This is a genomic window from Rhodococcus sp. DK176, assembly GCF_038447315.2.
GTDB lineage: Bacteria > Actinomycetota > Actinomycetes > Mycobacteriales > Mycobacteriaceae > Rhodococcus_F > Rhodococcus_F jostii_A.
On sequence record NZ_CP118321.2, the window covers coordinates 962,472 to 976,296 of the forward strand.

The following is a 13,825-nucleotide window of genomic DNA, read 5'->3' on the forward strand; positions in this document are numbered from 1 at the left end:
AGATCTGCAGGAGAGTCCATGACCACGCTGAACGAGGCCGACGCGGCCGATCGCCGAACCGTCGGCTTCGCCGAGCGCATCAAGGCCGGGACGGACGCTGCTCACCGGGAGACGGAGCAGTCCCGCTTCGTCGGGGCCCTCCTCGCCGGTGAACTCACCTCGGACGGCTACGCCGAACTGCTCGCGCAGACGTACCTCGTCTACCGCGAACTCGAGGACGCAGGGCGCACCCACACCGGCAACCCCGTCGCGTCGCCGTTTCTCCACGACGAACTGCTGCGGGTTCCGTCACTGGAAGCGGATCTCGAGTTCCTGCGCGGGCCGTCGTGGCGCGAGACGGTGTCCGCGCTGCCCGCCACCACCCGCTACGTGGAGCGGCTCCGCGAGGTGGCGTACGAATGGCCCGCCGGTTTCGTTGCGCACCACTACATCCGGTACATGGGAGATCTGTCCGGTGGGCAGATCATCCGGCGCATGCTCGAACGCGCGTACGGGTACACCACCGACGGTCTGCAGTTCTACATCTTCGACGAGATCCCGAAACCGAAGGTGTTCAAGGACACCTACCGCGCGAAACTCGACGCCGCGCCCCTGACTCCGGAGGAACAGCAGCGGGTGATCGACGAGGTCAACCTCGCCTACCGGCTCAACGGCGACCTGTTCGCCGCCCTCGAAGCGGACATCGACCGGTACCTCGCACGATGAGATCGGTGTTCCGGACCCGCACGGACAGGTCGCCGTTCGCCGTTCTCGTCCTGCTTCTCGTGTCCGCGGTAGCGGTGACGGCGTGCACATCCGGCGCCGGTGACAGCGCAGGCGGCACCGGCGGTGCGCGCACGGCGGTCCTCGACGACCTGAATCCCGAACCCCTCGAGTCCCCCGCCACACCGGTGCTGCCCGTCACGGTCCGCAGTTTCGACGGGGTGGACGTGACGATCACGGACGCGAGCCGGATCGTGACCGCGGACCGCTATGGAACGCTCACCGAGACGGTCTTCGCACTCGGACTCGGCGACAACGTGGTGGGCCGGGACATCGCCTCCGAGTTCCCGGCCGCGCAGGACGTGCCGGTGGTGACACCGGGCGGGCAGTCCCTCAACGCCGAGGCCATCCTCGACCTGGCGCCGACGGTGATCCTCACCGACACCAGCATCGGCCCGCAGGCCGTGCAGGATCAGCTGCGGGCAGCCGGTATTCCGGTCGTCTTCTTCGATCCGACGCGGACCCTGGAGGGCGTGCCCGATCAGATCACGGCGGTGGCGAATGCGCTCGGCGTGCCCGAGCAGGGTCGCGAACTCGCGGCCCGCACCGAGAGTGAGATCGCGGCCGCCCGGAGTCGCGCGCCCCAGGGCGACGATCCCCTGAAGATCGCGTTCCTCTATCTGCGCGGCACCGCGATCACCATGATCGGCGGCCCCGGGTCGGGCGCCGACTCGCTGATCGACGCACTCGGCGCAGTCGACGCCGGCACCGCATCGGGCATCACGCAGCAGTTCGCGCCGATCACCAGCGAGGCTCTGATCGCCGCCGCTCCCGACGTCCTCCTGATGATGACGGGCGGGCTCGAATCGATCGGCGGCATCGAGGGACTCGAGAAGATCCCCGGGGTGGCGCAGACTCCGGCGGGCAAGAACCAGCGCGTCGTCGACATGCAGGACGGGGTGCTGCTCAGCTTCGGCCCCAACACGGGGCGTGTACTCGGCGCGCTGGCCGACGCCCTCTACCCGACCGACAATCCATGACCGTCGAAGACCTCCACGCTCCGGGTAAGCCCTCCTCACGCACTCGAACCGGTGCCGTCCTCGGCGGTCTGCTGATCGCCCTTGCTGTCGCCGCCGTCCTGTCGGCCTGCATCGGACAGGTGCCGACCGGACCCGGAGAGGTTCTCGGCAGCATCCTGCACCGCGTCGGATTGGATCTCGGGCCGATGCCTGCGCATCCCAGCGGTGAGGTGACGCTGTGGGAGGTCCGGTTCCCGCGCGTGGTCCTCGCCATCCTGGTCGGGGCGGCGCTCGGATGCGCGGGAGCGCTGCTGCAGGGTGTGTTCGCCAACCCGCTCGCCGAACCCGGCGTCATCGGGGTGTCGGCAGGAGCCGCGGTCGGCGCCAGCGCCGCCATCGTGGTCGGCGGCGCGTTCGCGGCCGGGTGGACGGTGGCCGCGGCCGCCTTCGTCGCCGGACTGATCACCACCGTCGCCGTGTACGTCCTCGCCCGGCACGAGGGCCGCACCGAGGTGGTCACCCTCGTCCTCACCGGTGTGGCGGTCAACGCGTTCGCCGGCGGCCTCATCGCCTTCTTCACGTTCGTCGCGTCCCCCGCGGCGCGCGATCAGATCGTGTTCTGGCAACTGGGCAGCCTCAACGGGGCCACCTGGAACGCGGTCGCGGTGGTGGCGCCGATGACCGTCGCCGGGATCGCCGCCACGATGATGATCGCCGGGAAACTCGACCTGCTGTCTCTCGGCGAGAGCGCGGCCCGGCACCTCGGCCTCGACGTCGAGCGGCTACGTCAGATCGCCGTGCTGATCGTCGCCCTGCTCGTCTCGTCCAGCGTGGCCTTCACCGGCATCATCCTGTTCGTGGGCTTGGTGGTCCCGCACCTGATGCGCATCGCCGTCGGGCCGGGCTACCGGGCCCTGATCCCGGCGAGCGCGCTGTGCGGTTCGCTCGTGCTGCTCCTCGCCGACCTGGGCGCCCGGTCGCTCGTGGCGAACGCGGACCTCCCGCTCGGCATGCTGACGGCCCTGGTCGGCGGGCCGTTCTTCTTCTGGTTGCTGCGCCGCACCCGGGCCAGTCAGGGCGGGTGGGCATGAGTCCGGCATTCCACCCGCTCCGCACCCGGGTCGGCGAGGCCATCGAGCAGAGCCTGTTCCGACGGACCGACCCGGTGCCCCCGCCGCGCCCGTCGGGGGCGGTGACGCTGCGGGCGGACGGCATCGCGGTCACCCGCGGGGGCAGGCCCGTGCTCGACGACGTGTCCGTGGACGTGCGGATCGGCGAGGTCCTCGTTCTCGTCGGCCCCAACGGGGCGGGCAAGTCGACGCTCCTCGCGGCGCTGTCGGGCGATCAGGACGTGCACACGGGAACCGTGCACCTCGACGACCGGGACCTCGGCGAGTGGACGGCGCTCGAGATGGCCCAGCGCCGGGCGGTCCTTCCCCAGCAGAACACGGTCGGATTCTCGTTCACCGCACGTCAGGTGATCACGATGGGCCGCTCACCGTGGGCACGCACCCCCCGCTCCGACGACGACGCCGTCGCGATCGCCGAGGCCATGCGGATCTGCGACGTCGTGGCGTTCGCCGACCGGCCGTTCACCGCGCTGTCGGGTGGCGAACGTGCCCGGGTAGCTCTGGCGCGGGTGCTGGCGCAGCGCACCGAGACGATCCTGCTCGACGAGCCCACCGCCGCCCTCGACCTCGGGCACCAGGAGACCGTGATGCGTCTCGCCCGCTCCCGCGCGGAGCAGGGCACCGCGGTGGTGGTCGTCCTCCACGACCTCGCGCTCGCCGCCGCGTACGCGGACCGGATCGTGGTCCTCGAGCAGGGACGTGTCGCCGCGGACGGCCCTCCCGCCGACGTCTTGTCCGAGGAATTGCTGACCCGGGTGTACGGGCACCCCGTCGAGGTCATCGAGCACCCGGTGACCGGTGCGACCCTCGTCCTCCCCCGCCGCGATCAGCGCTAGACCGCGGGGGTCACAACCCGTCGATGACGGCCCCGAGACGGCTGAGTACCGCACGGACGGTGATCCCGTCCTCCGGTCCTGCCAGGTGGGAATCGGGATCGGACACGGCATCTCTCACGACGGCGACGATGCTGCGTTCATCGGTCAGGTCGATCTCCCGGACCGAGCGTCGCGCAGACGCCACGATGTCGTCCGGAGCCGGGACCTCGGTTTCCACGTCGGCGCGGTAGACCTCGACGTGCATCGTGCTTTTGCGCACCCGGAATGCGTAGGAGTTACCTTCTGCGGTCCGGCCGAAGCCGTGTGCGTGCGGTCCTACCGTGACGTCTTCGACGGTGAACGTCGGTGTTTCGGGTATTTCCACGGTCTTCTCCTCGATGACCTGGGCCGGCGATCGGGAGACCGCCGGGCGCGGGGTCGATGTTTCTCACGGTATCGCCTCGGCACCCGCTCGGCACCGACCGCATTCGTGGGCGTTTCGCCGATCAGGGATGCTTGTGGGCAGTTGTACAGGTGTAGGTCGATGAGAGAACCCCGAGGAGCAGCACATGGGTAGACCGGGAGCGCGCGTCGTCGCCTCGTGTATCGGAGTGGCATTTCTACTGGTCACGGGCTGTTCTTCGAACTCCGACGAGGATCAGGCGATCACCATTGCGCCCGCGAGTGCCGCGCAGTCGCCGGCCCAGAACACCACGCCTGCCGGTGTCGTCCACCCTGTCGGTCTGCCGATCGAGTCCACCACCTTCGACCCCGAGACCCGCACGACCGTCGTACTGGGAGGCGAAGGCAACCAGATCCTGCTGTTCCCGGCCGGCGATTTCGCGGCGGCTGCGCGGGTGATTCCGTTGGACGCCACCGTCGCGCAGGTCTCCCTCGCCCCCGGTGGTGTGGCGCTGCTCGCCATGAACACCCAGGTAGGACGCCTGGACCTGCGCACCGGCGAGGTGACGTTCGTCCCCGCCGACGGCGACGTCCGGTCGGTGGCCCAACTGCCCGACGGACGGCTGGCGATGGGCCTGGGCAATGGCGAGATTCACATCGTCAACACCGAGACGAACGAGTCACAGGTGATCGGCGGTCTCACGTCCGTCGACGGACTTGCCGTCGTCGGCGACTCGCTCACCGCTCTCGACCGAGGGCAGACGTCCGTCACCGCCATCGACGTCCCCGGTGCCGCGCTCGGAGTCGCGCTGCGCGCCGGTGAAGGCGCGACTCAGCTCACGACCGATCACTACGGACGAATCCTCGTCACCGACACCACCGGCGACGAACTGCTCGCCTACACCACCGACACACTGATGCTCCGCCAGCGGTTCCCCGCCGGGCTCGCGCCGTACGCCGTCGCCTACGACGACACCGCCGACCGCGCGTGGGTCACGCTGACCGAGACCAACGAAGTGGTCGGATTCGACCTGTCGAGTGGTGTCGGCGTGGAAACGGCGCGGTATCCCACCGTCCGGCAGCCGAACTCTGTCACTGTGGATACCGTGAACGGTGACCTCCTGATCGGTTCCGCGACGGGAGACGGCCTACAGCAGATCCCGACGAGGAGTTCGTAGATGGCATCGCATTCACGTCGACTCCCCTCCGGGTGGGAGATCGAATCCGAGGACTACGAGTACGTGCCGCTTCGGCTGCCACCCGACGTCACCCGCATCAGCGCTTCGATGAGGTTGGCCATCCAGGCGGAATTCGGTGGCTGGGAGCTGTCCCGGGTCCGCCTGTACTCCGACGGAAGCCGCCGTGTGCTGCTCAAACGAAGGAAGACCGCTCACCATGTCCCCGACCCCGCAATCTAGGGAGACCTCCTTGTACCACCTGCTGTTACGGGTGATGTTCCGCCTTCCTCCGGAGCGGATCCATCACCTGGCCTTCGCTGCGATGCGCCTGGTCACGCGGTTCTCGCCACTGCGTCAGCTCGTCGGCAAGGTCCTCGTCGTGGACGATCCGGTACTGCGGAACACCGTGTTCGGACTCGACTTCCCGGCGCCGCTCGGGCTCGCCGCCGGGTTCGACAAGGATGCGACCGGCGTCGACGCGTGGGGGCCCCTCGGCTTCGGGTTCGCCGAGGTGGGCACCGTCACCGCCCAGGCGCAGCCCGGCAACCCGGCGCCCCGCCTGTTCCGGCTGCCCGCGGACCGCGCCCTGATCAACCGGATGGGTTTCAACAATCACGGCGCAGGCAATGCCGCCAATCATCTCCGTCAGCGCCGGGCCGGTGTCCCGATCGGCGCGAACATCGGCAAGACCAAGATCGTCGACGCCGCCGACGCGCCGGCCGACTACACGGCGAGCGCGCAACTGCTCGGCCCGCTGGCCGATTTCATGGTGGTCAACGTCAGCTCCCCGAACACCCCGGGACTGCGGGACCTGCAGGCCGTCGAATCTCTCCGGCCTCTCCTGCGTGCCGTTCTCGACTGCGTGACCGTCCCGGTTCTCGTGAAGATCGCACCCGACCTGTCCGACGACGACGTCGACGCGGTCGCGGATCTCGCGCTCGAACTCGGCCTGGCGGGCATTGTCGCGACCAACACGACGATCCGCCGAGACGGGCTGAACACCCCGGACGCCGAGGTGTCGGCGATCGGCGCGGGCGGGTTGTCGGGACCTCCGGTCGCCGAACGATCCCTCGAGGTCCTCCGCCGCCTGCACGCGCGGGTGGGTGATCGTCTGGTGCTGATCTCCGTCGGCGGCATCGAGACCGTCGACCAGGCATGGGAACGGATCCTGGCCGGGGCGTCCCTCGTGCAGGGTTACACCGGATTCATCTACGGCGGGCCGTTCTGGGCGCGCCGCATCCACAAGGGGCTGGCCCGGAAGGTGCGCGAGGCCGGCTACTCCTCCGTCGCCGATGCGGTCGGCGCCGGCGCCGTTCGCTGACACGGACCGCACACAGACCGGTGGCCGGCGAATCCAGAGGATTCGCCGGCCACCCGTGTCTTTCCGGAGTTGCCGAGCTACTGCTCGTATGTCCCCTGGATCGTCGCGCGAGCGATCGCATGCGAGAACAGGTTGAAACCCAGGAATGCCGGTGTCGAATCGGCCGTGACCCCGTCGAGGGTCTCCACGTCGAGCGCGTGGACCACGAAGATGTAGCGGTGCGGACCGTGCCCTTCCGGCGGGGCCGCGCCGAGGAAGCGACGCAATCCGGCGTCGTTCTTCAGCGTGATCGCACCGCTCGGGAGCCCGGTTCCGTCGTCGTCGCCTGCACCGCTCACCAGCGTGGTCGTGTCGGCCGGAATGTTGGCAACAGCCCAGTGCCAGAATCCGGACGCCGTCGGCGCGTCGGGGTCGTACACCGTCACCGCGAAGCTCTTGGTCTCGGCGGGGAACCCCGACCACGACAGCTGCGGTGAGTTGTCGTAGCCGCCGGCGCCGAAGATCCCGCTGACCTGCTCCTTGTTCAGCGGCTGCCCGTCGGTGACGTCGGTGGAGGTCAGCTCGAAACTCGGCAGGTCGGGAAGTGCCTCGTACGGGTCGTGTGACATGCGTTTCCTCTCTTGTCGCGTATCGGTTCTCGGATCAGCTGTGGAGCAGAAAATGTTCCAGCACGCGTGTACCGAACAGTAGTGCGTCGACCGGTACCCGTTCGTCGACACCGTGGAACAACGCGCTGAAATCCAGGTCGGCGGGCAGCTGCAGCGGAGCGAACCCGAAGCACCGGATGCCGAGCTTCGCGAACGCCTTGGCGTCGGTTCCACCCGACAGCATGTAGGGCACGGTCCGGGCACCGGGATCGTGCGCGAGGATCGCGTCGTTCATGGCGTCGACCAGATGCCCGTCGAAGGTCGTCTCGTAGGAATCGAGCTTCGTGATCCATTCACGCTGGACGTCCGGTCCGATGAGCTCGTCGACAGTCGCCTCGAACTCGGCCTGCCTGCCGGGCAGGATCCGGCAGTCGACGACGGCCTCCGCGGTCTGCGGGATGACGTTGGCCTTGTAGCCGGCCGAGAGCATGGTCGGGTTCGCGGTGTCACGGAGGGTGGCGCCGATGATGTTGGCGATGGTGCCGAGTTTCGCGAGGGTGCCGTCGAGGTCGGGCGACTTCGGGTCGAAGTCGAGTCCGGTCTCCGCACCCGCCGCTTCGAGGAATTCGGCCACCGAATCGGAGATGACCAACGGGAAGGTGTGCGCACCCAGCCGGGCGACCGCCTGCGCCAGGATGGTGACGGCGTTGTCGGTGTGCAGGAACGAACCGTGCCCGGCCCGGCCCTTTGCCGTCAGCCGCATCCATCCGAGACCCTTCTCAGCGGTCTCGACGAGATAGAGCCTGCGGTCGGTGCCGTCCGGTCGCGGAACGGTCAGGGAGAAACCGCCGACCTCACCGACCGCTTCCGTCACACCCTCGAACAGATCGGGACGATTCTCGACGAGCCACTGGCAGCCGTACTTGCCACCGGCCTCCTCGTCGGCGACGAAGGCGAACACGAGGTCGCGGGGAGGAACGATTCCCTCGGCCTTGAACTGGCGGGCCACCGCCAGGATCATCCCGACCATGTCCTTCATGTCGACGGCGCCGCGACCCCACACGTATCCGTCCTCGACGGCTCCGGAGAACGGGTGGACGCGCCAGTCGGCCGGCTCGGCGGGAACGACGTCGAGGTGGCCGTGCAGCATGAGGGCGCCACGGTCGGGGTTCGAGCCCTTCAGCCGCGCGAACACGTTGCCGCGGCCCGGCGCACCCGACTCCACGTACTCGGTCTCGTAACCCACTTCCTGCAGCTGGGCCGCCACCCACTCCGCACACTCGCGTTCGCCCTTCGTCGTGGCGAGCTCTCCGGTGTTGGACGTGTCGAAGCGGATCAATGAACTGACGAGATCCACGACTTCGGCTTCGGCGCGACCCTGGCCTGCGGTTTCCTGTGTAGTTGGCACTCCACTTTCCTACCACCGCAGCAGCGGAAACGCTCAGGTGAGAGGGGCGATTTGGGCCGTGGCGGTTCATCGGTTAATCTTTTGCAGCACCCAGGAAATGGGGGCAGGGAAGTCCGAGTGGCGGAATGGCAGACGCGCTAGCTTGAGGTGCTAGTGTCCTATTAACGGACGTGGGGGTTCAAGTCCCCCCTCGGACACTCTGAGTTGAGACAGACGAAAAGGCCCCGGTTCATCGAACCGGGGCCTTCTTCGTGAGAGGGCGAAGTTCGATGGGTGAAACAGCGACGACGATCGATCCGGCGGATCTCGAAATCTGCCTGAAGGTTCTCGATCAGGCGGCGGAACTCGACGACGCGGATCCCGATGCCGTCACGGTCCAGCGCGCCGTCGGTCACCTCTTCAAGAAGTTGAAGAAGCGCAGGCGGATCGCGGCCCGCGACGCCGTCTCCGAGGCCGACCGTCAGGTCGTCGCCGCGACCGCCACCGGTTCCCCCGATCGGATCGACGACGAGACCGCGGGCATCCCCCTCACGTCGAACGCCGACGGCGCATCCGCGGGCACCCTGATCCGGCCCCGCCCGTGCTACATCTGCAAGCAGCGGTACACCCGGGTCGACGCCTTCTACCACCAGCTGTGCCCCGACTGCGCGGCGAAGAGCCGTGCCAAGCGGGACGCGCGCGCCGACCTCACCGGACGCCGGGCGCTGCTGACCGGCGGTCGCGCCAAGATCGGCATGTACATCGCGCTGCGGTTGCTCCGCGACGGAGCCCACACGACGATCACGACACGCTTCCCCAACGACGCCATCCGCCGGTTCAAGGCGATGGAGGACAGCAGCGAGTGGATCCACCGGCTGCGCGTCGTCGGTATCGATCTGCGCGACCCGGCGCAGGTCGTCGCGCTGGCCGACTCCGTAGCCGCGCAGGGCCCGCTGGACATCCTGATCAACAACGCCGCACAGACGGTGCGACGTTCCCCCGGCGCCTACAGCGCGCTCGCCGATGCCGAGTCCGGCGCCCTTCCCTCCGGCGACCTGCCCGACGTCCTGACGTTCGGCAAGACGAGCGACGCCCACCCGGCGGCACTCGCCGGTTCGCTGTCCGACGTGTCCGCGATGGCGGGCGCCGCACTGTCCCCCGACGCGGTGAGCTCACTCGCACTGGTCGCGAAGTCGGCATCCCCCGATCGCATCGACCAGGGTCTGGCGATCGACGCCGGCGGACTCCTGCCCGACCTCGCGCACACGAACAGCTGGGTCCAGACGGTCGAGGAAGTCGACCCGATCGAGCTGCTCGAGGTGCAGTTGTGCAACTCGGTCGCCCCGTTCATCCTCGTGTCCCGACTGCGGCCCGCGATGGCGGCCGCAGGCGCCCGACGCAAGTACGTGGTGAACGTCTCCGCGATGGAGGGCCAGTTCAGCCGCGCCTACAAGGGTCCGGGGCACCCGCACACCAATATGGCGAAGGCCGCGCTGAACATGCTCACCCGCACCAGCGCCAAGGAGATGCTCGACGACGGCATCCTCATGACCGCGGTGGACACCGGATGGATCACCGACGAGCGGCCGCATTACACCAAGATGCGCCTGGCCGACGAGGGTTTCCACGCCCCCCTCGACCTCGTCGACGGCGCCGCCCGCGTCTACGACCCCATCGTCCAGGGCGAGCAGGGCGTCGATCTCCACGGCTGCTTCCTGAAGGACTACGAACCCTCACCCTGGTGATCGAGCACCGCTCGGGTCCGCCTACGAGAGCATCGACACAGCCGCAGCACTCTCCGGCACGGGGATAATAGGGTCGTACCGATACCTGCAAATGGAGGCGCTTCATGGCGATAGCCGTTGTCCACCGAGACAGCCCGGAAGGCCGGGCGGCCATCGTCCACGCCGCCCGCGAGGCTGTGCAACGACGGGAACAGCTGCTCGTCCTCCACGTCCTCGACGACGACCCCGGGCAGGACGCCGAGTCCGACCGGTCCGCCTTGCGCGCCGAGATCCAGGCGACGCTCGAGGGCGGCGGGGTCGGCGAGTCGTCGTGGGAACTGCGCACCAACGAACACGACGGCGATCAGGTGAGCGCACTGTGCGCGCTGGTCGACAGCAGCGGTGCGGATCTGCTCGTCGTGGGTACCCGGCGGATGTCCCCGATCGGCAAGTTCCTCCTGGAACGGTGGCTGCAGCGCCTCCTGCTCGAGGTCGACATTCCGATTCTGGTGGTCAAGGAAGACGTGCGCGGCACCGCCTGAGCCCGTTACCCGGCGGATCCGGCCGGGCGACGCCTACGATGGCGTAGGGGGGAACTTCGGATGTCAGGGGTGCATCGATGGGGAGCGTCTTCTACGAGGTCGTCGCCGACGCCACTGCCGTCGCGCACCTGATCTTCATCCTCTACGTCGTGTGCGGCGGGTTTCTCGCCTGGCACTGGCCGCGCACCATCGCCCTCCACCTCGCTGCGGTGGCCTGGGGATTCACCGGTCTCCTCGTCGGCATCGACTGTCCGCTGACGCATGTGGAGAGCTGGGCCCGGGTCCGCGCCGGGCAGGACCCACTCCCCTCGTCCGGGTTCATCTCCCACTACCTCACCGGGGTCGTCTACCCGGAATCCGCCGCGGGAGCGATCCAAACTCTCGTCGCGCTCGGCGTCGTCACCTCGTGGGTCGGCTACGTCGTCCTGCGACTCCGCACCCGGGTGCCCCTCGCACCCACCCATCCGGGCGGCACCGGAGCCTGAGCGCGTCCTTACCCTACCGCCGAGTAGGGTCGTGCCATGACAGACAGCGCACGTGAATTGGACCTCGTCGTGTACGGGGCCACCGGCTTCGTCGGCAAGCTTCTGGCCGACTATCTCGCACAGCACGCACCAGAAGGCGTGCGGATCGCGCTCGCGGGGCGCACAGCCGCCAAGCTCGAAGCGGTGCGGTCCTCGCTCGGACCTCGCGCGGCCGAGTGGCCCGTCATCGTCGCGAACTCCGACGACGCCGCGTCACTCGCAGCGTTGGCGGCACGCACCCGCGTGGTCGCGACGACGGTCGGGCCCTACGCCAAGTACGGTCACGCCCTCGCCTCGGTCTGCGCCGAGGCGGGCACCGACTACGTCGACCTCACGGGGGAGGTGTTGTTCGTCCGCGAGAGCATCGACGCCAACCACGAACGGGCCCGCGAGACCGGCGCCCGCATCGTCCATTCCTGTGGATTCGACTCCATTCCGTCCGATCTCGGGGTGCACGTCCTGCACGAGAAGGTCCAGGAGGACGGCGCCGGCGAACTCACCGACACCACGCTGGTGGTCACGTCCGTGCGGGGCGGCGTCAGCGGCGGCACGATCGATTCGCTGCGCACGCAGGTGGACGTATCGAAGAAGGATCCGGCGCTACGCCGTCTCGCGGCTTCGCCGTACTCCATGAGCCCCGACCGCTCGAAGGAACCGGACCTCGGCAAGCAATCCGACATGAGCGTGGTCAAGGGCGAGGACATCGCGCCCGGTCTGAAGGGGTGGAAGGCACCCTTCTTCATGGGCCCCTACAACACGCGCGTCGTGCGCCGCAGCAACGCGCTCCGCGACTGGGCCTACGGCCGGAAGTTCAAATACCGGGAGGTCATGAATGTCGGGAGCTCCCCGATCACACCGGTGATCGCGGGTGCGGTGGCCGCGGGCCTCGGCGGGATGATCGTCGGAATGGCCCTCCCGCCCACCCGGTACGTCCTCGACCGCGTTCTGCCCTCACCGGGCGACGGTCCCAGCGAGGAGGCGCAACGCAAGGGCCACTTCACCATGGACGTGTACACGACCACCAGCACGGGCGCGCGCTATACGTCGCGGGTGAAGGCGAAGGGCGACCCCGGATACAGCGCCACCGCGGTGATGCTCGGCGAATCCGCGTTGAGCCTCGCCCTCGGCGGCGATGCACTACCGGACGCCACCGGTGTCCTCACCCCCGCGACGGCACTGGGCGACGTCCTGGTGACACGGCTGCGCGACGCGGGCTTCGAGATCTCTGCACGCAAACTGTGAGCGGTTGGGCGCGTGTGAAGATGACACGCGCCCACCCCTCCCGCTAATGTCGACCCTTGTGCGCGGACAGCCGCGCACGCGACGAGAGACACGGGAGTCCGAGTGAACGGCACGAGCGCGCAGGCAGGCCCCGCGGCCTCGCTCGCCCTCATGCCCTTCTGGCCCTCCCGCCGAGGCCATGCCTTCGACCAGGGATGTTGCTGACCAGCCTGCTCGCTGGTCTTTGCTGCCCTGACGGTTCGCTCTCTCGGTCGGAGTCTCGATGTTCAAACTCTTGATTTTCACGCTGGTCGGCGTGGGTGCCCAGCTGGTCGACGGCGCTCTCGGCATGGCCTTCGGCGTGACTGCGACCACCCTGCTCGTGTTCAGCGGCGTCGGACCGGCACACGCCAGCGCAGCAGTGCATTTCGCCGAGGTCGGCACCACACTCGCCTCCGGCGCGTCGCACTGGCGGTTCCGCAACATCGACTGGTCCCTCGTCCTGCGCCTCGGCGTCCCCGGCGCCGCCGGCGCGTTCCTCGGTGCGACGGTGCTGTCCCAGTTGTCGACGGCCGCCGCCGTTCCCGTGACGTCGACGATCCTGCTGGCGATCGGTATCTACGTCCTCCTCCGCTTCTCCATCCGTCCTCCCGCCGTCAACGACGCCCGGACGTCGCCGCACACGGCGAAGTTCCTGTCACCGCTCGGACTGTTCGGTGGATTCATCGACGCGAGCGGCGGCGGCGGCTGGGGGCCGATCACCACCAGCACGCTGCTCTCGCGCGGCAAGACCGCACCGCGCACCGTCATCGGTTCGGTCAGCGCGTCGGAGTTCCTGGTGTCCGCCGCGGCCAGCATCGGTTTCATCTTCGGTCTCGGCAGCGACTTCTTCGACAACATCCCCATCATCGCGGGGCTGGCCCTCGGCGGCATCATCGCCGCCCCGCTCGCCGCGTGGCTCGTCAGCCGGGTGCCCGCGACCCTTCTGGGTACCGGTGTCGGCGGCATCATCATCATCACCAACGCGCAGAAGCTGTTCAAGACGTTCGAGGTGACCGGCGTCGCCGCGACCCTGGGGTACCTCGCTCTCGTCGCGGTGTGGGCCGGACTGCTGGTCGTCGCCTGGCGCCGCTCGCGTCTCAGCGCGGCAGAGGCCGCGGGCGATCTGCACCGGATCGACTCAGAGAACGACACGCCGATCGAGTCGGAAGCCCCGTCGCTGGAGCCGTCCACCGGCGAGAAGGCCTGACCTCACCTCCCACCCTCCCCTCCG

At 68.6% G+C, this 13,825-nt stretch carries 15 protein-coding genes and 1 tRNA gene; 13 read left to right on the plus strand and 3 right to left on the minus strand.

The features are described from left to right. The first annotated feature begins 18 nt into the window (after positions 1-18). Genes PSR88_RS04485 through PSR88_RS04500 form a run of 4 tightly spaced genes read left to right on the plus strand, consistent with a single transcriptional unit; the run spans position 19 to position 3,687 of the window. Entirely contained in the window at positions 19-705 is a 687-nt protein-coding gene (locus PSR88_RS04485) for a heme oxygenase (biliverdin-producing) (protein WP_011594102.1), read from the plus strand. Next, on the plus strand, positions 702-1,742 hold the full coding sequence (locus tag PSR88_RS04490; RefSeq protein ID WP_016880771.1) for a hemin ABC transporter substrate-binding protein: 1,041 nt from the start codon (positions 702-704) through the stop codon (positions 1,740-1,742). Before PSR88_RS04485 ends, PSR88_RS04490 begins: the two co-directional genes overlap by 4 nt. Then, on the plus strand, positions 1,739-2,812 hold the full coding sequence (locus PSR88_RS04495) for a FecCD family ABC transporter permease (RefSeq protein WP_016880772.1): 1,074 nt from the start codon (positions 1,739-1,741) through the stop codon (positions 2,810-2,812). The genes PSR88_RS04490 and PSR88_RS04495 overlap by 4 nt, the downstream gene beginning before the upstream one ends. After that, the gene (locus PSR88_RS04500) at positions 2,809-3,687 is read left to right on the plus strand and encodes a heme ABC transporter ATP-binding protein (protein ID WP_029538152.1); all 879 of its coding nucleotides are present in this window, start codon (positions 2,809-2,811) and stop codon (positions 3,685-3,687) included. The genes PSR88_RS04495 and PSR88_RS04500 overlap by 4 nt, the downstream gene beginning before the upstream one ends. 10 nt (positions 3,688-3,697) lie before the next feature. Here PSR88_RS04500 and PSR88_RS04505 read toward each other — a convergent pair whose 3' ends face one another. Continuing rightward, positions 3,698-4,051, minus strand: a complete 354-nt coding sequence (locus PSR88_RS04505; RefSeq protein ID WP_011594105.1) for a hypothetical protein — start codon at positions 4,049-4,051, stop codon at positions 3,698-3,700. Positions 4,052-4,235: 184 nt separating this feature from the next. Here PSR88_RS04505 and PSR88_RS04510 point away from each other — a divergent pair, with 184 nt between their 5' ends. From PSR88_RS04510 to PSR88_RS04520, 3 genes are read left to right on the plus strand one after another with little or no spacing between them, the layout of a single operon-like run. After that, on the plus strand, positions 4,236-5,246 hold the full coding sequence (locus PSR88_RS04510; protein ID WP_016880774.1) for a hypothetical protein: 1,011 nt from the start codon (positions 4,236-4,238) through the stop codon (positions 5,244-5,246). Then, positions 5,247-5,486, plus strand: coding sequence for a DUF5703 family protein (locus tag PSR88_RS04515; RefSeq protein ID WP_009473563.1), 240 nt, complete (start codon positions 5,247-5,249; stop codon positions 5,484-5,486). It begins immediately after the preceding gene. A gap of 10 nt (positions 5,487-5,496) precedes the next feature. Further along, positions 5,497-6,567, plus strand: coding sequence for a quinone-dependent dihydroorotate dehydrogenase (locus PSR88_RS04520; RefSeq protein ID WP_009473564.1), 1,071 nt, complete (start codon positions 5,497-5,499; stop codon positions 6,565-6,567). Between the two features lie 77 nt (positions 6,568-6,644). Here the strand turns inward: PSR88_RS04520 and PSR88_RS04525 are convergent, their stop codons facing one another. Beyond that, entirely contained in the window at positions 6,645-7,175 is a 531-nt protein-coding gene (locus PSR88_RS04525; protein ID WP_016880775.1) for a YbhB/YbcL family Raf kinase inhibitor-like protein, read from the minus strand. 34 nt (positions 7,176-7,209) lie between these two features. Further along, on the minus strand, positions 7,210-8,562 hold the full coding sequence (locus PSR88_RS04530; RefSeq protein WP_011594108.1) for a M20/M25/M40 family metallo-hydrolase: 1,353 nt from the start codon (positions 8,560-8,562) through the stop codon (positions 7,210-7,212). Between the two features lie 111 nt (positions 8,563-8,673). Between PSR88_RS04530 and PSR88_RS04535 the strand changes: the two genes are divergently transcribed. From PSR88_RS04535 to PSR88_RS04560, 6 genes are all read left to right on the plus strand, one after another. Beyond that, positions 8,674-8,759, plus strand: a tRNA-Leu gene (locus PSR88_RS04535). Between the two features lie 72 nt (positions 8,760-8,831). Next, entirely contained in the window at positions 8,832-10,286 is a 1,455-nt protein-coding gene (locus PSR88_RS04540; protein WP_009473567.1) for an SDR family oxidoreductase, read from the plus strand. A gap of 104 nt (positions 10,287-10,390) precedes the next feature. Further along, positions 10,391-10,807 (plus strand): universal stress protein, encoded by a 417-nt coding sequence (locus PSR88_RS04545; protein ID WP_009473568.1) that lies wholly within the window; start codon positions 10,391-10,393, stop codon positions 10,805-10,807. 77 nt (positions 10,808-10,884) lie between these two features. Continuing rightward, positions 10,885-11,292 (plus strand): DUF2784 domain-containing protein, encoded by a 408-nt coding sequence (locus PSR88_RS04550; protein WP_009473569.1) that lies wholly within the window; start codon positions 10,885-10,887, stop codon positions 11,290-11,292. A gap of 36 nt (positions 11,293-11,328) precedes the next feature. Further along, positions 11,329-12,573: a saccharopine dehydrogenase family protein gene (locus PSR88_RS04555; protein ID WP_011594110.1), complete on the plus strand. Its 1,245-nt coding sequence runs from the start codon at positions 11,329-11,331 to the stop codon at positions 12,571-12,573. A gap of 262 nt (positions 12,574-12,835) precedes the next feature. Continuing rightward, on the plus strand, positions 12,836-13,801 hold the full coding sequence (locus PSR88_RS04560; RefSeq protein ID WP_011594111.1) for a sulfite exporter TauE/SafE family protein: 966 nt from the start codon (positions 12,836-12,838) through the stop codon (positions 13,799-13,801). Positions 13,802-13,825: the final 24 nt, after the last annotated feature.